Source organism: Nocardioides furvisabuli (genome assembly GCF_021083185.1).
In the GTDB taxonomy this organism is placed as follows: domain Bacteria; phylum Actinomycetota; class Actinomycetes; order Propionibacteriales; family Nocardioidaceae; genus Nocardioides; species Nocardioides furvisabuli.
Window position 1 is genome coordinate 291,545 of record NZ_JAIGQB010000001.1, and the last position, 20,764, is coordinate 312,308.

Here is a 20,764-nt window from a genome sequence, read left to right on the forward strand (position 1 = left end):
GCGCCATGTCCTCCCAGCAGCCTCAGCAGTCACAGGCGTCCCGCACCCCGGCTCGTCGCCGCCAGCGCAGCACGCGCCTGGTCGTGGCCGTGGCCCTGCTCGCCGTCTCCGCCGCGATCGTCCTCGGCGCCCTCGCGTCGTCGTCGGCCGGCCTCACCGCCGTCGCTGCTGTCCTCGCCGTGGTCCTCGGTGCCGCCGCGACCCGCATCACGCACTCCGAGGTGATGCAGGCCCGTCGCGACGCCGCGCGTGAGCGTGCCGAGCAGGCCCAGGAGTACCGCGCCCTCACCGAGCGGCGTACGGCCGAGTCCGCGGTGTTCGCCGCCGACATGCGCCGCAAGATCCTCGAGCGCGAGGAGGCCATCGACGTGCTCGAGCGGGCCCTGTCGTCGGCGCAGAAGAACGCCGCCGAGCAGACCCTCAAGCGCGGCCAGGAGGCTCGTCGTGCCGACGCTGCCGACGCCGGCCGCGAGGCCGCCGAGCGCGGTCGCGACGAGGCCGAGACCCGTGCGGCCGAGGCGATCGTCATCATCGCCGAGCTCGAGGCCGAGATCGACGTCGTGCGCGCCGAGCTCGACTCGCTGCGCGCCGCTGCCGCGCGCCGCAACCACCGCAGCGCCTGACCACCTCGCCCCGGTTCCCCCGGGGCGGTGAGTGAGACATCTTTCCAGCGCCGAGAACCTGCTCCACGCACCACCGCCCGAGCTGATGCCGGGTGCGCGGTGGGTGAGGCAGGTTCTCTGCCGTCCGAACATGTACCACTCACCGCTGCGCCCGACGGCCGCCAGTTCGTGGAGTACGGAACAATGGCGCTCGTGATCCCCGAGGACAACCGGTTCGAGAGCGACCCCGACGACGCGCTGCCCGAGGACCCGGGGCTTCCCGAGGGCTGGACGGCCGAGGCGCCGGACGGCTCCGACCCCGCCACGGTCGCCCGCCTGGCGGAGCTGCTGCGCGGTCACGAGCGTGCCGGACGCGGCTGGGCCGGCTCGGGCGAGGACGAGGTCCGCGTCGAGGTGTCCGAGCACGGTCTGGCCATGCGCGAGAACCTCGTCGTCCGTGACGCCGACGGCCTGATCCGTGCCTGGGGCAGCGTGCACGACCGCGCCGAGGGCCGGATGCTCTTCGTCCACATCGTCGACCGCGAGGTCGACGAGCGCCTGGCCGGACGCTGCAGCGACGTGCTCTTCGAGTGGGCCGAGGCGCAGGCGCGCGCGGTGGGTGCCGCGCGCGGCCTGGCCGTGCAGCAGATCGACACCGGTGCCTTCGCCGACGACGAGCGCCAGCACGAGTGGCTCGCCGCCGCCGGCTTCGAGCGCGTACGCACGTGGTGGCAGATGAGCCGCTCCGTGGAGGCCGCGGAGGCCGAGCTGGTGCCCGACCCGGCCCGGTGGGAGCGCAAGGGCGTGGTCTTCCGCCTCGTCGAGCGCGAGGGCGGCCCCGGCAGCATGCCCGACGTGGCCGACCTCCGCGCGGTGCACCAGGTGCTCGAGGGAGCGTTCACCGACCACTTCAACTCCGCCGAGGAGACCTTCCAGGAGTTCATCCACCGCGTGCGCGAGGACCCCGGCCACCGCTGGGACCACTGGTGGCTGGCCGAGATCACCGACGGCGACGGCGACCCCGAGCCGGCGGGCGCCCTCGTCGGCACGGTGAGCGAGTCCGACACCGGCCCCGACGGGTCGTACGTCTCCTACCTCGGCGTCCTGGAGTCCGCGCGCGGACGCGGCGTGGCCACCGGTCTGCTCCGCACGATCATCGCCGACGCCGCGTCCCGCGGCCGCGACCGCGTCGGCCTCGAGGTGGACGCCGACTCACCGACCGGTGCCGACGGGCTCTACACCTCGATGGGCTGGGGGACGAAGTACGTCACCGAGTCCTGGCACCGGGATGTGCCGGTCACGTAGGGCGTGAGGAACGAGCGCCCTGCGTGGATCCGGCCAGGTTGAGCAAGTCGCCCGGCTGAGCCTGCGAAGCCGGGGCCGACGCGCCGAAACCACGCCGGTCGCCTGAGTGAGGCTCAGCGCAGCGACGCCCGCAGCGCCCGGTGCACGCCCGCCGGAGTGAGCACGCCGAGGAAGGTGGGGCCGCGGCGCACGCCGACCATCGGCTTGTCGTCGCGCAGCATCGCGGCGAGGGCGTCCTCGAGCGAGGAGTCGATGTCGATCGCCGACCCGAGGTCTCCGGTCGAGACGCCGTCGAGGGGCTCGAGGTGCTCCTCGCGCAGCCGGGTGACGGTGAGCGTGCGCAGGCCGCCGGAGCCCACGAAGTCGGCCACCTGCTCGTCGGCCGGGTGGGCCAGCAGGTCGGCGGGGGTGGCGTACTGCGCGAGGCGGCCGCCGGCGGCGAAGACCGCCACCCGGTCGCCCATCCGGATCGCCTCGTCGATGTCGTGGGTCACCAGCACCACGGTCTTGCCGAGCTCGGCCTGGAGGCGGCGGAACTCGTCCTGCAGCCGGCCGCGCACGACGGGGTCGACGGCGCCGAAGGGCTCGTCCATCAGCAGCACGGGCGGGTTCGCCGCGAGCGCGCGGGCCACGCCGACCCGCTGGCGCTGACCGCCCGAGAGCTCGTGGGGGTAGCGGCGGGCGTACTGCTCGGGGTCGAGTCCGACCGTGCTCAGCAGCTCGTGGGCGCGCTCGCGTGCGATCGACCGCGACTCGCCGTAGAGCAGCGGGACCGTCATCACGTTCTGCTCGATGCGCTGGTGCGGGAACAGCCCGATCTGCTGGATGACGTAGCCGATGCCGCGGCGCAGCTCGACCGGGTCGACCTCCGTGACGTCGTCGCCGTCGAGCCAGATCCGGCCGGTGGTCGGCTCGATGAGCCGGTTGATCATCTTGAGCGTCGTCGACTTGCCGCAGCCGGACGGGCCGACCAGGCAGACCATCTCGCCGCGCGCGACGTCGAGGTCGAGCTCGTGGACCGCGACGGTCCCGTCGGGATAGGTCTTGCCCACGCCCTGGAGCCGGATCATCGGCTCGTCGCCCCGTGTAGCGTCCATGCGGTGACCATACTGGGGGCCGCTGACTCAGGACCGAGCTGCTACAGCCGGTTCGTCAACGAATGGTTCTGCTGGCAGTACGTCGAGGACCGCCAGGGCCAGATCACCGACGCCCTCGTGGAGCACGTGCTCATCACCCTCTCCGCCCTCGCGCTCGGCATCGCGATCGCGATCCCGCTGGCCCTGCTCGCGCGCCGCGTCCCGCGCCTGGAGTCGGCGGTGCTGGGCTTCAGCACCGGCGTCTACACGGTGCCCTCGCTCGCGCTGCTGCCGCTGCTGGTGCCGTTCACCGGTCTCTCGGCGGCCACGGTGGTGATCGGGCTCGGCCTCTACGCCCTCACCATCCTGGTCCGCGCGCTTCTCGACGGTCTGCGCTCGGTGCCCGACGACGTGCGCGAGGCGGCCCGCGGGCTCGGCTACGGCCGCGCGCGGATGCTGACCCGCATCGAGATGCCGCTGGCCCTGCCCGTCGCGATGGCCGGCCTGCGCGTCGCGGCGGTGTCGACCATCGCGCTCACGACGGTGGGCACGCTGGTGTCCTACGGAGGTCTCGGCGACCTGATCTCGCACGGCGTGCAGCGCGACTTCCGCGCCGAGCTGATGACCGCCGCGGTGCTCTGCGTGGTGCTGGCGGTCGTCCTCGACGTGCTGCTGGTGCTGCTGCAGCGGGTGCTGACCCCGTGGACGGCGGGGGCGCGCTGATGGACCTCTTCGCCGAGACCTGGCAGTACCTCCTCGACGCCGACAGCTGGACCGGTGGCGGCGGTCTCGTCGCGCGCCTGCTGGAGCAGCTCCTCCTCACCGCGACCGCGCTCGCCGCCGCGATGCTGCTCGGCCTGCCGCTCGCGCTGTGGCTGGGCCACCTCGGGCGCGGCGGGTTCCTGGCGGTCAACATCTCCAACGTGGGCCGCGCGATCCCCACCTTCGCGCTGCTCGCCCTGCTCGTCGCGGCCGACTGGCCGGGGTCGAGCGACTTCGGTCCCTACGGCCGCGCCGGGCTCGCCACCCTGATCGCGCTCGTGCTCTTCGCCCTCCCGCCCCTCATCACCAACGGCTACGTCGCCATGCGCGAGGTGTCGACCGACGTGAAGGAGGCCGCCGACGGCATGGGGATGTCGCGCCTGCAGCGCTTCCGCCGCGTCGAGCTGCCCCTGGCGCTGCCGGTGGTCGCCTCGGGCGTACGCCTCGCGCTGGTGCAGGTGTGGGCCACCGCCACCATCGCCGCCCTCGTCGCGGGTCCCGGGCTCGGGCGCATCATCACCGAGGGCTTCGCCCGCAACGACTACGCCCAGGGCATGGCCGGGGCGGTCGTCGTCGCGCTCGTGGCGCTCGTGCTGGAGGTGGCGGCCGCGGCGCTCCAGCGCGCGGTGGACCCGATGCCGAGCGGACCGTCACCGGATCGTGATGACGGTTTGTCGGTGGACTCGACTAGCGTGGCAGTGGCTCCCACCGGGAGCTGAGCGGACCCGCTCGCATCACCGGACACGCGCGGCCCAGCGTCGCGGGACACAGAAGGTTGACACTCATGCACGTACGACGTCCGCTGCTGGCGGTGACCGGACTGGCACTCACCGCCCTCCTCGCCGGCTGTGCCGGCGACGACCTCGCGGCCGAGAACGACGAGCCCACCTCGGGCTCGGGAGGCGGCGAGGGCACCTCCGTCGTCATCGGCAGCCAGAGCTTCGACGAGGCCGCGCTCGTCACCGCGATGTACCAGCAGGTCCTCGAGGCCCAGGGCTACGAGGTCGAGACCCGCCTGGTCGACACCCGCCCGGTCTACCTCAACGAGATGCCCGACGCGGTGCAGATCGCCCCCGAGTACGTCGCCGGCATCGTCGACCAGCTCAACACCGACGCCAACGGCCCCGACGCCGAGCCGCTGTCGACCAGCGACGCCCAGGAGAGCATCGACGCCGGCGCCTCGCTGCTGGAGGAGAAGGGCATCACCCTGCTCGAGCCGTCGGAGGCGTTCTCGGCCAACGGCTACTTCGCGAGCCAGGAGTTCTCCGACGCCGAGGGCGTGACCAAGCTGTCCGACCTCGAGGGACAGTCCGTCACCCTCGCCGCGGCGCCCGACTGCAAGGGTCGCGCCGACTGCGAGAAGGGCCTGAGCGACACCTACGGCATCGACATCACCCTCGAGCCGCTCGGCTACGCCTCCACCGAGACGTTCCAGGCGGTCCTCGACGGCGAGGCGCAGCTGGGCCAGACCAGCACGCTGGACGGCACGCTCGAGGACCAGGGCCTGCTCCTGCTCGAGGACGACCGCGGCATCCAGCCGGCGCAGAACCTCGTCCCCGCGGTGTCGACGGACTTCCTCGCCGACAACCCCGACGTCGAGGGCCTGCTCAACGACCTGATGGCCGCGCTGGACAACGAGACGCTGGGCGAGCTGCTCGTCAGCGTCCAGATCGACCGTGAGCAGCCGGCCGACGTGGCCCAGGAGTTCCTGGAGTCCGAGGGCCTGCTGTAGCTCCTCAGACCTCGTGGTCCCGGAGCGCCAGCGCCTCCGGGACCACGGTGGTCTCGTCCAGCACCGACGGCGGCACCGACAGACGCCACGCTCCGGTCCCCATGTCCTGCGCCCGTGGCGCAGGTCCGTCGAGGGTCTCGACCCACTCCATGAGCGCGGCGACGTCCGCGTGGCGGTCCTGCTCGACGAGCCAGCCCGCGAGCCGGTGCACCGGCGGGAGGCCGCTGTGCACCAGGGACCGCTGTCCCCAGAGCTCCAGCACACCGGAGCGCAGGAGGCGCCACCACTGCGGGCTGCACCCGGGAACGAGCAGGAAGTAGCGCCACAGGTCCCCGGCCAGCACCCGGTCGACGAAGACCTCCTCCACCTCGCGCGAGCCGTGCGCCCGCACCGAGGCGAGCGCCATCCGCTTGGTCTCCCAGCGGTCGGCGAGGTCCTGCACCGACGAGGCGCGGGTCTGGGTGATCGAGCCCTCGCGGATCCGCCAGCGGTAGACCACCTCGTCGAGCACGTCGAAACGGCCCTCGAGGAAGGCCCGCGTGGTGGTCGGCTGGTCCTCGTAGCGCACGCCCTCGGGCCACTCCAGGCCGGCCGCGTCCCACCAGGACCGGCGGAACACCTTGTTCCAGGCGAAGACGTCGCCGAGGACCTCGGGCCGCTCCTCGACCCGCGCGCCGCGCAGGGGGCGGTGCAGGCGCCGCATCCACGGCGGCTCGACCAGGTCGTCACCCTCCCAGCGCACGATCGAACCGGTGGCGAAGTCGGAGCCGGACCGGGTGAGCGCGCCCAGCAGGTCGGCGTACGCCGTGGGCGGCAGCACGTCGTCGGAGTCGAGGAAGGCGAGGTAGTCGCCGCGCACCTGCAGGGTGCCGAGGTTGCGGGCCGCACCGAGACCGCCGTTGACCGAGTGCACCACGCTGACGCGACTGTCGCGACGTGCCCAGCCGTCGGCGATCTCGCCGGTCCGGTCGGTCGACCCGTCGTCGACGATCACCGCCTCCCAGCGGGTGTGCGTCTGGGCGAGGAGGGAGCGGACGCAGTCGTCGAGGTAGTCCTCCACGCCCCAGGCGGGGATCACCACGCCGAGGAGGGGAGCGCGCGAGAAGAGCCTCTTCATGGGCCGCGAGCCTAGTGGTGCCGAAGGCCCGGACCCGGCCGCCGGTAGGCTGCCCGCCGTGACCGAGCAGCCGAGAGCCATCGACGAGATGAACCCCGACGGAGTCGCGCGCAAGGTCCTCCTCGTCGCCGGCGCCGGCCGCAGCGGGACCAGCACCTTGGCCGGCATCGTGTCCCGCCTCGGCATGCACGTGCCGCTCCCCGAGGTTCCGCCGGACGACTCCAACCCGCGCGGCTTCAGCGAGCCGCAGTGGGTCGTCGACGTCCACGACGAGTGGCTCTCCGAGGCGCTCGTGCAGGTCAGCGACTCCCGTCCGGGCGCATGGTTCGACACCGGGCGGATCTGCAGCCGCGAGCCGGCCCGGATCCGGGTGAGCGAGTGGCTCGAGCCGCACTTCGCCGAGCATCCCGAGCTGGTCGTCAAGGACCCGCGCCTGAGCTGGTTCCTCGGCCTGTGGCGCGTCGCCGCGATCCGCACGGGCGCGACGCCCGTCTTCGCCACGATGCTGCGCCCGCCGGCGGAGGTGGTGGGCTCGAAGCAGAAGTACTACGCCAACAAGCTCGGCTCGTCCCACCTGGCCGCCAGCTGGGTCAACATGCTCCTCCACACCGAGCGTGCCACCCGTCCCGCCGAGGGCGACGGCGGCCGGGTCTTCGTCCGCTACGAGGACCTGCTGACCGACTGGGTGAAGACGACGACCGCGCTCGGCCACGCGCTCGACCTCCAGACGATCATCCACACCCGCAGCGACCAGATCCGCGAGGTCCACCGCTTCATCGACCCCACCCTGCGCCGGGTCTCCTCCAGCCTCGACGACCTGGCCCTGCCCAGGCGGCTGCACGAGCTCACGGGCCAGACCTGGGAGGAGCTCAACAAGCTCGCCGACGAGGGCGGCGACACCGCCGAGGCGCACCGCACCTTCGACGAGCTGCGCGCTGAGTACGTCGACCTCTACGAGGAGGCCGAGGCGATCAGCCGCTCCAGCGCCGAGCACGTCCGCCTGCGGGCACGCCGCCGGGCGCTGGCCGAGGCCGCGGAGGCCCCGCACTCGCTCGCCGACCGGCTGCCCCACGACGTACGCGCCGCGATCCCTCCGTCGGTGCGCCGCGGCGTGCGCAAGGCGCTCGGGCGCGAGCGCGGGTCCGCGGGGGACGGGCAGTGACGGTCCCGATCGGGTCCGGCCACGGGATCACCAACCTCGAGGGCCACGAGGACTTCGACATCGTGTGGCCGTGGAACCAGCCCGGAGGGCTGCGCCGCGGAGCCACCGCGGTGCTGCGCGTGAAGAACGAGGCGCCGGGTCTGCGCTTCGTCCTGCCGCCGCTGCTGCGCGCGTGCGACCACGTGCTGCTGGTCGACAACGGCTCCGACGACGGCACCGGCGAGGAGGCGCTGCGCGTCGCTGCCGAGCACGGCCTCGAGGACCGGTTCACCCTGGAGGAGTACCCCTTCCAGGTGGCCCGCGCCGGGGCCGAGCACCTGTCGGTCAACGAGCGGTCGGTGCACTCGCTGGCCTACTTCTACAACTGGTGCTTCTCCCACGTCCGCACCCGCTACTCGTGGAAGTGGGACGGCGACATGGTCCTCACCACCGAGGGTGAGGTGTCGATGGCGGACCTGTCGTGGCAGGTCGGCACGGCGGAGGCCGTGATCCGCTTCCCGCGCCACGGCCTCTACATCGAGTCCGACCGGCGCGCCTTCCTCGACCTGGGCCTGCGCAACATCGAGGAGTGGGGCTTCCCGATGAGCCCCGACTACGTCTACACCAAGGCGCCGGAGTGGGAGATCCGCACGACGCCCGACCACATCGAGATGTTCGCGCTGCCGCAGGGCCTGTGCGTGGAGCTCAAGTGGCTCGACGGCGACGAGTTCGCCCACTGGACCAACCCGGAGTCCTTCGCGACCTCGATCCGCAACCGCCGCAAGCGTCGCGAGTGGCTGGTGTGGAACGCGCTGCACGCCGGTGAGGTGCCCGAGGGCGTCGTGGAGATCGTGGCGCCCGAGGGCGTCCACGTGGTCGACCACGTGACCCACACCTGGCTGCCGCGTGCGCCGCGCCCCTTCGTGGTCGACGACCCCGACCACGCCAGGCTGCACCTGCGCGCGTGAGCGGCTCCTAGCGCTGGATCAGCAGCCAGGGCAGCGCCATCACCGCGGTGAGCACCGGGAAGAGCCACGGCGTGAGCCGCTGCAGGCCTCGCGACACTGCGCCCTCCGCCATGGTCCCTGCGCCGCCGGCCTCCGTGGGCCCGACGACGGGGTCGGCCGGCTCGGCGATGCGCAGTGCCATCGCGGTGCTGGCGCCGAGGAGCACCACGCCGACGACCAGGGTCCAAGCCGGCGGCAGGGCCACGAGGGTCTGTCGACCGAGCAGCAGGATCGCCACGAAGAGACCGATCGGGGCCAGCGCGCCGACCACCGCCACCCACCAGTGCCGCACCACTGCGCGGAGTACCCGGTCGGCGTAGCGCACGACCAGGGTGGTGCCGAGCACCGCGAGCGCGACCACGAGCACCAGCCCGGTGGTGAGCTCGACCTGCGTGCCGGACCGGCTCGCGCCGACGGCGCCGAGCGTGAGCATCATGCCGCCGAGCCCGAGGGCCGCCGGCACCAGCTCACCGCGCCAGTCCAGCGACACGGTGCCGTCCGGCGCCAGCTCGACGGCGTACGCCGTGGGGTCGCCGAAGGCCTCGTGGGCGCTCTCGCCGCTCTCCGCGCAGTGGGCCTCGACCTCCGCGAGGGCCGCGCCGATGCGACGACCGTCGACGCCCCGCAGCCGGAGCTCCACCACGAAGGCTTCGGCCCATGCGGGCTCGACGTGGGGCGTGTGGGTGTCGATCTTCATGACGGGTCCTTCCCGGAGGTGGGTACGGCGGTGCTGACGAAGGTGGTGGTGACCTCGGTGAAGGCCTGCCACTCGGCGGTCTGGCGCTGGTGCTCGGTGCGGCCGGCGTCGGTGAGGTCGTAGAACTTGCGGCCCGGGCCACCGTCGCCGGCGCGCCACTCGACGGTGACCAGCCCGGCCTCCTCCAGCCGCGCGAGGAGGGGGTAGAGGGTGCCCCCCTTGATCGCGCCGAGACCGGCCTCGGCCAGAGCGCTGGCGATGGCGTAGCCGTAGGTGGGGCCGTCGGCGATCACGTGCAGCACGCACATGCTGAGGGCGCCGCGCAGCCACTCCGTGGGCCATGGCTGTGGGGCGGTCGTCGGCATGGCTAGATAGTGACGCCAACTAGTCAGGCTGTCAATCTACTCATCGTCGCGCGTGGCGTGCGTCACGCCCGCGGCGGTTCCCACCGCGGAATCCGCAGGCGTAGGCTCGCTGTTGATCGCAGTAGATCGGTACCCGCGAGGGACTGAAACGAAGAGGTCGACATGACGAGGCATGAACACTCCATCGGCGTGGTCGGCGCCGGCAGGGTCGGTGCCGTGCTGGCAGCCGCCCTCCGCTCCGCGGGTCATGAGGTCGTGGCGGCCGCGGGCGAGTCCGACGCCTCCCGCCGGCGCATCGCCGCGCTCCTGCCCGGCGTCACGGTGGCCAAGCCCACCGACGTCGCTCGTGGCTGCGACCTGCTGCTGCTCACCGTGCCGGACGACATGCTGTCCAACGTGGTCAGCGTGCTCAGCGCCAGCGGTGCGATCCGCGAGGGCCAGGTCGTCGTGCACACCAGCGGTCGCCACGGCCTCGCGGTGCTCGAACCGGCCCGCGAGATCGGTGCCCGCACGATCGCCGTCCACCCGGCGATGACCTTCACCGGCACCGAGGTCGACCTGCCGCGCCTGCCCGGCTGCGTCTTCGGCGTCACCGCGGACGATGCCGACCGGGGCCTGGCCGAGAGCGTCGTCGCCGACCTCGGCGGCCGGCCCATGTGGGTGCCCGAGGAGCGGCGCGCGCTCTACCACGCAGGTCTGGCCCACGGCGCCAACCACCTCGTCACCCTCGTCACCGAGGCGATGGAGATCCTCTCCGCCGCCGGTGCCGACGACCCGGCCGCCACGCTGCGCCCGCTGCTCACCGCCGCGCTCGACAATGCGCTGGCCGACGGCGACGCCGCGCTGACCGGTCCCATCGTCCGCGGCGACGTCGAGACGGTGCGGGCCCACGTCGCCGGGCTGCTCGCCGACGCCCCCCAGACGCTGGCGTCGTACGTCGCCCTGGCGCACGCCACCCTCGACCGTGCCGTGACCGACGGTCGGCTGCTGCCGATCCGGGCCTCCCGGATGCTCCGGGTGCTGGCCGACGCCGAGGCTGCCGCTGGGTCCGCCGGCACCCCGGCCGACCACCGTCGATGACGTCGACCCCCGTCCTCGCGAGCGCCCGCGAGGAGCTCTCCGGGTTGCTCTCCGCCGCTCGGCGCGAGGGCGAGCGCGTCGCCTTCGTGCCCACGATGGGCGCCCTCCACGACGGGCACGCCAGCCTGGTGCGCACGGCTCGCTCTGCCACGACCGGACCCGTCGTGGTCAGCATCTTCGTCAACCCGATGCAGTTCGCCCCGACCGAGGACCTCGACCGCTACCCCCGCACCCTGGAGGCTGACCTCGAGGTCTGCGCGCGCGAGGGCGTCGACGTCGTCTTCGCGCCCGGTGTCGAGGAGATGTACCCCGGCGGCTTCAGCCACGACTCGGTCCACGACGGGGTCACCGTGGCACCCGGTGCGCTGGCCGCGATCCTCGACGGCGCGTCGCGCCCTGGCCACTTCGACGGTGTGCTCACCGTCGTCGCCAAGCTCTTCGGGCTGGTGCGTCCCGATGTCGCCGTCTTCGGCGAGAAGGACTTCCAGCAGCTCACGCTGGTCCGCCGGATGGTGCGCGACCTGTGCCTGGACATCGAGGTCGTGGGCGGGGAGACGGTGCGCGAGCCCGACGGTCTCGCCCTGTCGAGCCGCAACCGCTACCTCGACGCCGACCAGCGTCGTTCGGCCCTCGCGCTGAGCCGCGCGCTGCGCGCGGCGCAGGACAAGGCGGCGTACGGCGTCCCTGCCGCGCGCCGGGCGGCGATGGCGGTGCTCGACATGGAGCCGGGCCTCGAGCTGGACTACCTCGCGCTCACCTCGCCCGACCTCGGCGAGCCCCCGGAGACCGGTCCCGGCCGGATCCTGGTGGCTGCACGGGTCGGCACCACGCGGCTGATCGACAACCTGCCGCTCACCTTCGACCGGGTCGCCCCGGACGTGTCAGCGGGGACCGCTCCTGCGGCCTCGACCACCAGTGAGAGGAGCGGCTGAGACTGATGCTGCGCACGATGATGAAGTCCAAGATCCACCGCGCCACCGTGACCCAGGCCGACCTGCACTACGTCGGGTCGGTCACCGTCGACGAGGACCTGCTCGATGCCGCCGACCTCCTGGCCGGGGAGCTGGTGCACATCGTCGACGTCACCAACGGTGCCCGCCTCGAGACCTACACGATCGCCGGCGAGCGCGGCTCCGGCGTCATCGGCATCAACGGTGCCGCCGCCCGCCTGGTGCACCCCGGGGACACGGTGATCCTCATCGCCTACGCCCAGATGGAGACCGCGGAGGCCAGGGAGCTCAAGCCCCACGTGGTCTTCGTCGACGCGGACAACCGGGTGATGGCGACCGGCTACGACCCGGCCGAGACCTTCGGGGACGCCTCGCTGACGCGTGGCGACGCCGTGGCTCGCTAGCCTGCACGGATGACTGACCACCGGCCGGTCCCGGGCCGCCTGCGCGCGCCCGCACCCGGTTGGACCACCCGCGCCGACGTGGTGGTGGTGGGATCCGGCATCGCCGGGCTCACCGCCGCCCTGCGGATCCATGCGGCTGATCCCTCCCTCCACCTCCTCGTCGTCACCAAGGACGTGCTCGCCGCGGGCTCCACGCAGTGGGCCCAGGGCGGCATCGCTGCGGCCCTCGGGCCCGGCGACACCCCCGAGCAGCACGAGCACGACACTCTCGTCGCCGGTGCGGGCGCGTGCGACGTCGACGCGGTCCGTGCGCTGGTGACCGAGGGCCCCGACGCGGTCCGGGAGCTGATCGCGCTCGGCACCCAGTTCGACCACCACCCCGACGGGGAGCTCTCGCTGACCCGCGAGGGCGGGCACCACCGCGATCGCATCGCGCACGCGGGCGGTGACGCGACCGGCGCGGAGATCCAGCGTGCCCTCATCGCCGCGGTCGAGCAGTCGCCACTGATCGAGGTGGTCCAGCACGCGCTCGCGGTCGACCTGCTCCTGGCCGGCGACGGCGGCGTCGCGGGGGTGACGCTCCACGTGCTCGGCGAGGGCCAACGCGACGGTGTCGGCGCGGTCCACTGTCGTGCCGTCGTCCTCGCGTCCGGCGGGCTGGGGCAGGTGTTCAGCCAGTCCACGAACCCGAGCGTCTCGACCGGTGACGGCATGGCGGTCGCCCTGCGCGCCGGCGCCCGACTGCGCGACCTCGAGTTCGTGCAGTTCCACCCGACCGTGATGTGGCTCGGCCCCGACTCGCAGGGCCAGCAGCCGCTCATCTCCGAGGCGGTCCGCGGAGAAGGGGCCTTCCTCGTCGACGACGAGGGCCGGCGCTTCATGCAGGGCGAGCACCCGCTCGCCGACCTCGCCCCGCGCGACGTGGTCGCCAAGGCCATCACCCGCCGGATGCTCGAGACCGACCGCCCGCACATGTGGCTCGACGCCCGCCACCTCGGCCCCGAGTTCTGGAGCAGGCGCTTCCCGACGATCCTGCGCGTCTGCCGTGAGCACGGGGTGGACCCGGTCACCGAGCTGATCCCGGTCGCCCCGGCCCAGCACTACGCCTCCGGCGGCGTCGCGACCGACCTGTGGGGGCGTACGTCCGTGCCGGGCCTCTACGCCACCGGCGAGGTCGCCTGCTCGGGCGTCCACGGTGCCAACCGGCTGGCGTCCAACTCCCTGCTCGAGGGCCTGGTGTTCTCACGCCGCATCGCCGACGTGCTGCCCGGCGAGCTGCGCCCGTGGGCCGGGCCCGCTGCCGACGAGCGGGTCGAGGGGCTGGTCTCCGGTGACCGGCGCCGGGGCCTGCAGGAGGTCATGACGACCCGGGTCGGCGTGCTGCGCCACGCCGACGGGCTGGCCGAGGCGCTCGACTTCCTGCATCGTCTCGACCCGGGTGACCCCGTCGTCGAGCCCGCAGCGTGGGAGACCACCAACCTGCTCGCGATCAGCACCGCGCTCGCCGAGGCCGCCGCCCTGCGCACCGAGACCCGCGGCTCCCACTGGCGCGAGGACTTCCCCGACCGCGACGACACGAGGGCCGGCCACGTCGACTCGTGGCTGGACGACGACGGCACCGTCCGCGTCGAGTGGATCGCTACCCCCTCGACCGACCCCAGCACCGAAGGAGCCCGGGCATGACGAGCCTCGCCGACGTCCCTGCCGAGCTGCGCGACGAGCTGGTCGCCGCAGGCCTCGACCCCGAGGCGCTCTGGCGCCAGGTCCGCGTCGCGGTCGAGGAGGACCTGCCCGACGGCACCGGCGTCGACCCGACCAGCTGGGCCACCATCGCGGACGACGCGACCGCGCAGGCCGTCCTCGGGGCCCGCGAACCGGGTGTCGTGGCTGGCCTCGGTGTCGCCGCACTGGTCTTCCACGCCTTCCTCGGGACCGACGTCCGGATCGACGATCGGCTCCCCGACGGCACGCGGGTGGAGAGCGGTGACGTCGTGATGCGGGTGTCCGGTCGCACTCGTCAGCTCCTCGTCGCCGAGCGCACCGCGCTGAACCTCGCCTGCCACCTCTCCGGCGTCGCCACCGCGACCGCCCGCTGGGTGGAGGCGCTCGAGGGCTCTGCGACACGGGTCCTCGACACCCGCAAGACGCTGCCGGGCCTGCGCGCGCTCCAGAAGTACGCCGTGCGCTGCGGCGGCGGCGTGAACCATCGCACGAGCCTGCAGGACATGGCGATGGTCAAGGACAACCACGTCATCGCCGCCGGTGGAGTGCTGCCGGCGCTCGAGGCGATCCGCGGTCGTTTCCCCGGCCTGCCGGTGGAGGTCGAGGTGACCACCCTCGACCAGCTCGACGACCTGCTCGCGCTGCCCGCGCCGCCGGAGCGGGTCCTGCTCGACAACATGGACGACGAGACGATGACCGAGGCCGTACGCCGTACGGCCGGGCGGGTGCCGCTCGAGGCGAGCGGCGGGATCACGCTCGAGCGGGCCGCGCGCATCGGCGCCACCGGCGTCGACTACGTCTCGGTGGGCGCGCTCACCCACTCGGTCGTCGTGCTCGACCTCGGGATGGACCTCGTGGAATGAGCCTGCTCGCCGCCGACATCGGCAACAGCCACACCTTCGTCGGTCTCCTCGACGGCGCCGAGGTGACCGCCCACTGGCGGGTGGCGACCGACGAGCGCCGCACGGCCGACGAGTGGTCGGTGCTGCTGCGCGGCCTGCTCGCCGACCGCGTCGCCGACGTCGACGGCATCGCGGTGTGCGCGACCGTGCCGGCCGTGCTGCACGAGTGGCGCGAGATGCTCGAGCGCCACTTCCCCGACGTCGCCGCGATCGTCGTCGAGCCCGGTGTGCGCACCGGCATCCCGGTGCTGATGGACAACCCCCGCGAGGTCGGCAGCGACCGCATCGTGAACTCGCTCGCCGCCGCCACCCTCTACGGAGGCCCGGCGATCGTCGTCGACTTCGGCACCGCGACGACGTTCGACGTCGTCAACGGCAAGGGACAGTACGTCGGCGGTGCGATCTCCCCGGGCATCGAGATCTCCCTGGAGGCGCTGGGCCGGCGGGGTGCACAGCTGCGCAAGGTGGAGCTCGTACGCCCCCGCTCGGTGATCGCGAAGAACACCGTCGAGGCACTGCAGAGCGGGATGGTCTTCGGGGTCGCGGCGCAGGTCGAGGGCCTGGTCGCGCGGATGATCGCCGAGCTCGGAGAACCCGCCGCGGACGTCACGGTGATCTCCACCGGCCATCTGGCGTCCTTGCTCGTCGATGACTGCGGGTGTTTCACCGTGCATTCCCCGTGGCTGACTCTGCAGGGTCTACGGCTCGTCTTCGAACGCAACTCCTGAGCCGTCGACCACCTAGGGGGCGGCGGACACCGCCGCGCACGTCTCGTCGAGGCACCACGGGTCGACGTCCACCGGGCCGACGACGTCCGTGCCCGTCGTCCACGACGTGGCGACGACGGGGGCGCCGGAGTGGCCCCACCAGTTGCGCTCGGCATCGACGGTGGACTCCCCGTAGTGCTGGAGCCGCGGACCCGAGAGGCCGACGAACGCGTTGCCGGTGAGTCGCAACGACGTGGCGCCGCTGGAGATGCCTGTGCGGTCGAAGAGGTTGCGATCGAGCTGCGCGGCCCCGTTGAGCACCACTGCGACCCGCTCGCTCGGCATGACGAAGGTCGAGTCGCGCACGACCAGGTCGCCGTACGACTCGACCTGGACGTTGTGTTCCCGGATCTCGCGCAGGTCGACGTGGTCCAGGGTCGTCACCGAGGTGGGCTCGGGGGCCGAGAGGAAGCGCTGGGTGCCCCGTACGTCGGTGTGGGCGAGAGCCAGCCGTCCGGCTCCGCGCAGCTGGATGCCCTGCCACACCTCGCCGTTCATCCAGCTGTCGACCGGGGTGGCGCCGCCGGTCGGGTCCGAGCGATGGGTGAGCGTCACCGGCGCCGCGTCCGTGCCGAGAGCGGACATGGCCCCGTCGACGACGAAGGCCGAGGCCTGAGGGCTCCACCCTCCCGTGCTCTGGCCCTTGACGACGGCTCCCGCGGCCAGGGTGAGCGTGCTGTCGGCCGGCACCCCGACCCGTCCGTCGAGCAGGAAGGGGATGCCTGACGGCCACACCACGTCGCCCGTCGTGTCGCCCGGCGAGACGAGCACGGCACGCACGGCCCCCCCGGTGGTGCGGACGCTGCTCCAGTCGGTTCCTGCTCCGCTCGGGGAGGCGCGGAGCGCCGACGCGGCCCCACGGACCTCCACGTCCTCCAGTCGGACGTCGGCCGCGTGCACCTGCAGCGGCGTGTCCACCACCGTGGCGCGGCGCAGCGAACCGCTCGTCATCACGACGTCACGTGCGTCCAGGACCGAGTCCTCGACCAGCGCGTCGGGGCTCTGGACGGCCAGCAGGGTCTGCGACCTCCAGGTGACGTGACGGAGCGTGACGGTCGAGCCCGGCGCGAACAGGGTGTCCTGGTCGAGGCCCTCGACGCGGGTGTGGGTGAGGTCCAGCGAGCCTCCTGCCCACACGCTGGGGCCACCCCACGAGTACCCGTAGCCGCTCGCGTCGACCAGCTCGAGGGAGGGGTCCGAGGCGTTGGTCATCGTCACGGGGGCTGTGCTCGTCCCCGAGGCGACGAGCCGTCCTTCGACGACGAAGCCCCCCGAGGACCCGAAGTAGCCGACCTTGGCGAGACCGACGACCACGGAGCCTGGTGGTAGGGAGAGGCGCACGTCAGGCAGCACCCGTACGTGCCCGGACAGTGTGTGGACCACGTCGGAGGACCACGACACGTCGCGGTAGACAGAGCCCTGGTCCACGTAGAGGCGCGGCCGGCCACCGCCGCTCACCCGGGTCCCGGAGAAGTCTGCGCCCGCGCCGTCGCTGGACGCCTGCAGCCGGACGTCCTGCCCGAGCGCGTTGCGCTCGAAGCCGACGTCCGAGCCGGTGATGTAGACGCTGCCTCCGAGGACGGTGCTGTCACTGACCCGGGCCTCGCCGTTCAGCGCGAGCCCGTGCCACGACTCGGCCTCGAAGCGCGATGCCGTCGCCGAGTGAGGGCCGTGGTAGAGCTGGACGGCACCGGCTCCGGCCATCTGGTGGACGCGGGTCAGCGTGGTGGGTCCGCTGCTGGTGGTCTGCAGCACGGATGACTGGCGAAGCTTGACGTCGCTGAACGAGCTGGCGCCGGTCCCGGTGAGGGTGACGCCGGTCCAGCGGAGATCGACCCCCCTCGCGACGAGGCTGCCGGCCTCGCTGACGGACATGGGAGCCGAGCCGGCGTAGTTGTGCTCCGGCGCGACGCCGTCGGTGTCGCCGCCGACCGAGTCGTCGCGGTAGGCCGTGACGATCACGGGTCGCGACGGGTCGCCCCCCATGTTCACGGTGCCCTGCACGTTGAGGCACGACCCGGCCGGGAGGTGGACGGTCCAGTAGCAGTGGCCGACCTTGATGCGGGTCCCGGGCGGGATCGTCAGGGTGATGCCCTCGGGGACGACCAGGGTGGTGTGGAAGTAGTGCCCGGGGACATCTGTGCGCAGCGTGTAGTCGCGCTGGAGCACGTAGGCGTTGTTCTGGGTGGGGTAGGCCGCCCCCTCCTTCTGCATCTCCGGCAGGGTCCACAGCCACGGTCCGCTCGAGCCTGCGTCCGGCGGGGTGTCGGTCACGTCGATCGACAGGGCCACCTCGACCGCAGCCATGCCCGCCGTGTCCACGAAGCCGACCGAGAACGTCGCCTTCTCCTCGAAGCCGTTGGCGGTGCCCGAGACGACACCGGTGACGGAGTCGAGCGCGAGCCCGGGCGGCAGCTGGCCCGATGCCAGGCGCCACGAACCCGGCCGGTCGTCCGCGGTGGCGAGGCGGGTGTCGTACGCCGCGCCGAGCTGCGCAGGAGGAAGCGCGGTGGTGACGATGACCGGTCGGCCCGTCGAGGTGCCGGAGGGGCACTCGGCCACCGTGGTCTGCGGCAGGTCGAACGAGTGCTCCAGCGTCCCGACCGTCTTGTTGATCATCTTCTCGAGCATGGCCGGGGTGGAGAGCCCGATCCGGGCCAGCGGCCCGTGCGAGACCTTGCACGAGATGCCGGTCTCGGTGTCGCCCGTGATGGAGGCGTCCCCCTGGTAGCCGAGGTCGACGTACGGCCCCACGACCGAGTAGAGCTCGAGGGAGACCTTGCCGTAGACCTCTCCGTGCAGGTCGCCGGATGCCCGGGCGTGCGCGACACGGGAGCCGGCGGTCGACGTCTGCTGGTAGGCGTGGGGACGCAGCCCGTCGGAGGAGTCGCCGCGGAGGCCGACGATGTTCGCCCCGCTGCGGTTCCACGTGATCGAGGCGTCGACGCTCCCGCTCGCGTCGATCTCGGCGTGGACCGACCCGGTCACCTCGACCCACACGGGGACGGCGCCGATGAAGCCGCCACGCACCATCGAGACCTCGAACAGCTTCTTCTTCCACTCCTGCTCGAACTGCATCTGGGCGGCGACCCGGAGGGAGTCGCGGACCTTCAGTCCGGCCCCCACGCGGTAGGACCTCACCTCGAACCAGTCGACGTCGAGGCCCATCTCCACGACGGGGGTCACGACCACTGATCCCGTCAGGCTGGCCTGGGCCGACGCGTCGCCCTGCGTGGTCTCCAGCTCCACGGCGACATCCGCGACGACCTCGGGGCCGTCGAGGCTGACCAGGCCCGAGGGAGCGCTGAGTCCGGCGGATGCGCGGGGTGAGGGCAGCACCGAGACGCGCACGCCGTCACCCACGTCGGTGACCACGGGAGCGCCCACGGCGGTCATGGCGATCTCATCGGCTCCCGCCGGGACGTCCTTGACGACGTCGGGAAGAGCGGCCGGCGTGCTCGTCATGACGGTGCCGGTGGCGAGCGCGGCGACGGACGTGACCTTCACCAAGGTGCCCGAGTCGAGCTGTGGGCGCGGAGGTACGGCGACGAAGTCACCCACCGCGATGTCGCGCACGCTGGCAGGCGCGCCCTGGCCGAAGGTGAGCAGTCCGGTCGCAGGGTCGAAGGACAGTGCCGCGGACTCGGCCGGCGTCAGCGCCTCGAGCTTGGGTGTCACCACGACCGGGTCCGGGGCGACTGTGAGCGAGGCTGCTGTGCTCGACACCGCCGGAGCGCCCGCGAGCGCCGCGGCCGTGAGCCGGTAGTCGAAGGTCCCGGTGGCCGCAGCCCCGAGGTGTGCCGACACCGTGCCCGCTGCGTCCTGCGCCATCGTCGTGACGGTCACCCAGTCCGCCCCCGAGCGTTGCTGGAGGCTCACGGGTCGCCCGGGGCGAGCCGGGCTGAAGGCGCCGGTCACGGTGACCGCCTTGTTGACGAAGGTGCTCGGCGGGAGCGCGATGGTGGCGCCCTGCGCCGTCGCGGTCACGGAGCGGACCGGGGTGAGGAGCGCGCGGGCCTGTCGTCGGGGGACCGGGGCCAGCCGCACCCGCAGGCGCGCCTTCCCCGTCCCTGCGATCCGGGGCACGACGCTCACGCGGAAGGCGCCGCGCTTGGTGGTCGTGCCCTTCGCCACCGACTTCCACCGCTTGCCCTGCTGCTGCTGCACGACGAGACGGCGCTTGATGCGAGGGGACGACCGGCCGGTCAGCACGACGGCCTCGCCCGGCACCACGGAGCCCGGCGTGACAGTGAGGCTCGCCTTGGCCCGCGGAGCGGCTGCGCGCCCCGGCTCTGCCGCGGCCGTCGCCGGCACCGCCATCACGCCCGGCCCGAGCGCTGCCACTGCCACTGCCACTGCCACTGCGCGCCGCAGTCCGACCATCAGCTTCCCCCACCTCGAGCGTCCGGCAGACGCCGGCGCGGCCGAGGCTAAGGCGTGCGCGAGTCACCCACGTGGGTTTTCAGCCATCGCGGTTCGCGCAACCGTGGCACGCGGCGACCGCCGGTTGCTCCGGGTCTCGTCGAGAAAGGGAGCGTCGCTGAATTGCGCCACAATGGCGACGCGCCTTTTTCCATTAATTGGCGCGCATGCAGAAAAGCATCAATAATACGTCGTGGGGGAATTCGATTCGCTCTCATAGAAATGGAAAAGACCATGGCGCAGAAGGTCAACATCGTCCTCGTGGACGACCTCGACGGCACCGAGGCCACCGAGACCGTCACGTTCGGCCTCGACGGCGTGAGCTACGAGATCGACCTCAACGACGGCAACGCCGCCGCGCTGCGCGAGGCGATGAGCGGCTATGTCGGCCACGCCCGCAAGGTCAGCGGCGGGGGGCGCCGCGCCCGCAAGTCCGGCGCCGCGTCGGCGTCGAACACCAAGGACGTGCGCGAGTGGGCCAAGTCCCAGGGCATGGAGGTCTCGGAGCGCGGGCGCATCTCCGCCGACGTGCAGCAGGCCTACGACGCCGCGCACTGACGTACGCCCCTGTCGCCGGCGTCCGCTCACGTTCGCTGTGAGCGGACGCTCTGGTGACTGGGGCGGGAACACGTAGGCTGATCCCGGGCGTTGAGCCCAGTGTCCGCGCTCCCGCTCCGGCGGGGGACGGGCGGACCACGCAGACGTAGAGGAGC

19 protein-coding genes are annotated in these 20,764 nt (G+C 72.6%); 14 read left to right on the forward strand and 5 right to left on the reverse strand.

Features of this window, described 5'->3' with window-relative positions; genetic code table 11:
* Nucleotides 1-5 precede the first annotated feature (5 nt).
* Entirely contained in the window at nt 6-623 is a 618-nt protein-coding gene (locus K4G59_RS01370) for a hypothetical protein (RefSeq protein WP_231248693.1), read from the forward strand.
* A gap of 192 nt (nt 624-815) precedes the next feature.
* Nucleotides 816-1,907, forward strand: coding sequence for a GNAT family N-acetyltransferase (locus K4G59_RS20330; protein ID WP_231248694.1), 1,092 nt, complete (start codon nt 816-818; stop codon nt 1,905-1,907).
* Between the two features lie 113 nt (nt 1,908-2,020).
* On the opposite strand, the gene K4G59_RS01380 is transcribed toward K4G59_RS20330, so the two are convergent.
* On the reverse strand, nt 2,021-3,004 hold the full coding sequence (locus K4G59_RS01380; protein ID WP_269209486.1) for an ABC transporter ATP-binding protein: 984 nt from the start codon (nt 3,002-3,004) through the stop codon (nt 2,021-2,023).
* A gap of 3 nt (nt 3,005-3,007) precedes the next feature.
* On the opposite strand from K4G59_RS01380, the gene K4G59_RS01385 reads away from it, so the two are divergent.
* The 3 genes from K4G59_RS01385 (at nt 3,008) to K4G59_RS01395 (ending at nt 5,477) form a co-directional block, all read left to right on the forward strand.
* Complete coding sequence (locus tag K4G59_RS01385) at nt 3,008-3,706, forward strand: ABC transporter permease (protein WP_231248695.1); 699 nt, start codon at nt 3,008-3,010, stop codon at nt 3,704-3,706.
* Nucleotides 3,685-4,464, forward strand: a complete 780-nt coding sequence (locus tag K4G59_RS01390) for an ABC transporter permease (protein ID WP_231248696.1) — start codon at nt 3,685-3,687, stop codon at nt 4,462-4,464. The genes K4G59_RS01385 and K4G59_RS01390 overlap by 22 nt, the downstream gene beginning before the upstream one ends.
* Nucleotides 4,465-4,529: 65 nt before the next feature.
* Nucleotides 4,530-5,477 (forward strand): ABC transporter substrate-binding protein, encoded by a 948-nt coding sequence (locus K4G59_RS01395; RefSeq protein WP_231248697.1) that lies wholly within the window; start codon nt 4,530-4,532, stop codon nt 5,475-5,477.
* Between the two features lie 4 nt (nt 5,478-5,481).
* Here K4G59_RS01395 and K4G59_RS01400 read toward each other — a convergent pair whose 3' ends face one another.
* Nucleotides 5,482-6,594 carry a glycosyltransferase family 2 protein gene (locus K4G59_RS01400; RefSeq protein ID WP_231248698.1) on the reverse strand — a complete coding sequence of 371 codons (1,113 nt, stop codon included), beginning with the start codon at nt 6,592-6,594 and terminating at the stop codon, nt 5,482-5,484.
* Between the two features lie 58 nt (nt 6,595-6,652).
* Here K4G59_RS01400 and K4G59_RS01405 point away from each other — a divergent pair, with 58 nt between their 5' ends.
* Together K4G59_RS01405 and K4G59_RS01410 are read left to right on the forward strand one after the other, a co-directional pair.
* Nucleotides 6,653-7,756 (forward strand): sulfotransferase family protein, encoded by a 1,104-nt coding sequence (locus tag K4G59_RS01405; protein WP_231248699.1) that lies wholly within the window; start codon nt 6,653-6,655, stop codon nt 7,754-7,756.
* Entirely contained in the window at nt 7,753-8,703 is a 951-nt protein-coding gene (locus tag K4G59_RS01410; RefSeq protein WP_231248700.1) for a glycosyltransferase family protein, read from the forward strand. Before K4G59_RS01405 ends, K4G59_RS01410 begins: the two co-directional genes overlap by 4 nt.
* Before the next feature lie 7 nt (nt 8,704-8,710).
* Here K4G59_RS01410 and K4G59_RS01415 read toward each other — a convergent pair whose 3' ends face one another.
* Together K4G59_RS01415 and K4G59_RS01420 are read right to left on the reverse strand one after the other, a co-directional pair.
* Nucleotides 8,711-9,439 (reverse strand): hypothetical protein, encoded by a 729-nt coding sequence (locus K4G59_RS01415; RefSeq protein ID WP_231248701.1) that lies wholly within the window; start codon nt 9,437-9,439, stop codon nt 8,711-8,713.
* Nucleotides 9,436-9,804, reverse strand: a complete 369-nt coding sequence (locus K4G59_RS01420; RefSeq protein WP_231248702.1) for a PadR family transcriptional regulator — start codon at nt 9,802-9,804, stop codon at nt 9,436-9,438. Before K4G59_RS01420 ends, K4G59_RS01415 begins: the two co-directional genes overlap by 4 nt.
* Before the next feature lie 162 nt (nt 9,805-9,966).
* Between K4G59_RS01420 and K4G59_RS01425 the strand changes: the two genes are divergently transcribed.
* Genes K4G59_RS01425 through K4G59_RS01450 form a run of 6 tightly spaced genes read left to right on the forward strand, consistent with a single transcriptional unit; the run spans nt 9,967 to nt 15,590 of the window.
* A complete protein-coding gene (locus K4G59_RS01425) occupies nt 9,967-10,884 on the forward strand; it encodes a Rossmann-like and DUF2520 domain-containing protein (protein ID WP_231248703.1) in 918 nt (305 codons plus the stop codon).
* On the forward strand, nt 10,881-11,816 hold the full coding sequence (gene panC / locus K4G59_RS01430) for a pantoate--beta-alanine ligase (protein WP_231248704.1): 936 nt from the start codon (nt 10,881-10,883) through the stop codon (nt 11,814-11,816). Before K4G59_RS01425 ends, panC begins: the two co-directional genes overlap by 4 nt.
* A 5-nt stretch (nt 11,817-11,821) precedes the next feature.
* Nucleotides 11,822-12,238 (forward strand): aspartate 1-decarboxylase, encoded by a 417-nt coding sequence (panD, locus tag K4G59_RS01435; protein WP_231248705.1) that lies wholly within the window; start codon nt 11,822-11,824, stop codon nt 12,236-12,238.
* A gap of 9 nt (nt 12,239-12,247) precedes the next feature.
* Nucleotides 12,248-13,921: an L-aspartate oxidase gene (locus K4G59_RS01440; RefSeq protein WP_231248706.1), complete on the forward strand. Its 1,674-nt coding sequence runs from the start codon at nt 12,248-12,250 to the stop codon at nt 13,919-13,921.
* The gene (gene nadC / locus K4G59_RS01445) at nt 13,918-14,823 is read left to right on the forward strand and encodes a carboxylating nicotinate-nucleotide diphosphorylase (RefSeq protein ID WP_231248707.1); all 906 of its coding nucleotides are present in this window, start codon (nt 13,918-13,920) and stop codon (nt 14,821-14,823) included. The genes K4G59_RS01440 and nadC overlap by 4 nt, the downstream gene beginning before the upstream one ends.
* Complete coding sequence (locus K4G59_RS01450; RefSeq protein ID WP_231248708.1) at nt 14,820-15,590, forward strand: type III pantothenate kinase; 771 nt, start codon at nt 14,820-14,822, stop codon at nt 15,588-15,590. Before nadC ends, K4G59_RS01450 begins: the two co-directional genes overlap by 4 nt.
* 12 nt (nt 15,591-15,602) lie before the next feature.
* Here the strand turns inward: K4G59_RS01450 and K4G59_RS01455 are convergent, their stop codons facing one another.
* The gene (locus K4G59_RS01455) at nt 15,603-20,012 is read right to left on the reverse strand and encodes a putative Ig domain-containing protein (protein WP_231248709.1); all 4,410 of its coding nucleotides are present in this window, start codon (nt 20,010-20,012) and stop codon (nt 15,603-15,605) included.
* A 273-nt stretch (nt 20,013-20,285) separates the two neighbouring features.
* On the opposite strand from K4G59_RS01455, the gene K4G59_RS01460 reads away from it, so the two are divergent.
* Nucleotides 20,286-20,609, forward strand: a complete 324-nt coding sequence (locus K4G59_RS01460) for a histone-like nucleoid-structuring protein Lsr2 (protein WP_231249255.1) — start codon at nt 20,286-20,288, stop codon at nt 20,607-20,609.
* Nucleotides 20,610-20,764 lie beyond the last annotated feature (155 nt).

What these genes read in the sequence shown, in the direction of transcription:
- K4G59_RS01370 (WP_231248693.1), top strand. Translation starts at nt 6, where the DNA reads ATGTCCTCCCAGCAGCCTCAGCAGTCACAGGCGTCCCGCACCCCGGCT.
- K4G59_RS01380 (WP_269209486.1), bottom strand. Translation starts at nt 3,004, where the DNA reads ATGGACGCTACACGGGGCGACGAGCCGATGATCCGGCTCCAGGGCGTG.
- K4G59_RS01395 (WP_231248697.1), top strand. Translation starts at nt 4,530, where the DNA reads ATGCACGTACGACGTCCGCTGCTGGCGGTGACCGGACTGGCACTCACC.
- K4G59_RS01400 (WP_231248698.1), bottom strand. Translation starts at nt 6,594, where the DNA reads ATGAAGAGGCTCTTCTCGCGCGCTCCCCTCCTCGGCGTGGTGATCCCC.
- K4G59_RS01415 (WP_231248701.1), bottom strand. Translation starts at nt 9,439, where the DNA reads ATGAAGATCGACACCCACACGCCCCACGTCGAGCCCGCATGGGCCGAA.
- K4G59_RS01420 (WP_231248702.1), bottom strand. Translation starts at nt 9,804, where the DNA reads ATGCCGACGACCGCCCCACAGCCATGGCCCACGGAGTGGCTGCGCGGC.
- K4G59_RS01425 (WP_231248703.1), top strand. Translation starts at nt 9,967, where the DNA reads ATGACGAGGCATGAACACTCCATCGGCGTGGTCGGCGCCGGCAGGGTC.
- panC (WP_231248704.1), top strand. Translation starts at nt 10,881, where the DNA reads ATGACGTCGACCCCCGTCCTCGCGAGCGCCCGCGAGGAGCTCTCCGGG.
- panD (WP_231248705.1), top strand. Translation starts at nt 11,822, where the DNA reads ATGCTGCGCACGATGATGAAGTCCAAGATCCACCGCGCCACCGTGACC.
- K4G59_RS01440 (WP_231248706.1), top strand. Translation starts at nt 12,248, where the DNA reads ATGACTGACCACCGGCCGGTCCCGGGCCGCCTGCGCGCGCCCGCACCC.
- nadC (WP_231248707.1), top strand. Translation starts at nt 13,918, where the DNA reads ATGACGAGCCTCGCCGACGTCCCTGCCGAGCTGCGCGACGAGCTGGTC.
- K4G59_RS01450 (WP_231248708.1), top strand. Translation starts at nt 14,820, where the DNA reads ATGAGCCTGCTCGCCGCCGACATCGGCAACAGCCACACCTTCGTCGGT.
- K4G59_RS01455 (WP_231248709.1), bottom strand. Translation starts at nt 20,012, where the DNA reads ATGGTCGGACTGCGGCGCGCAGTGGCAGTGGCAGTGGCAGTGGCAGCG.
- K4G59_RS01460 (WP_231249255.1), top strand. Translation starts at nt 20,286, where the DNA reads ATGGCGCAGAAGGTCAACATCGTCCTCGTGGACGACCTCGACGGCACC.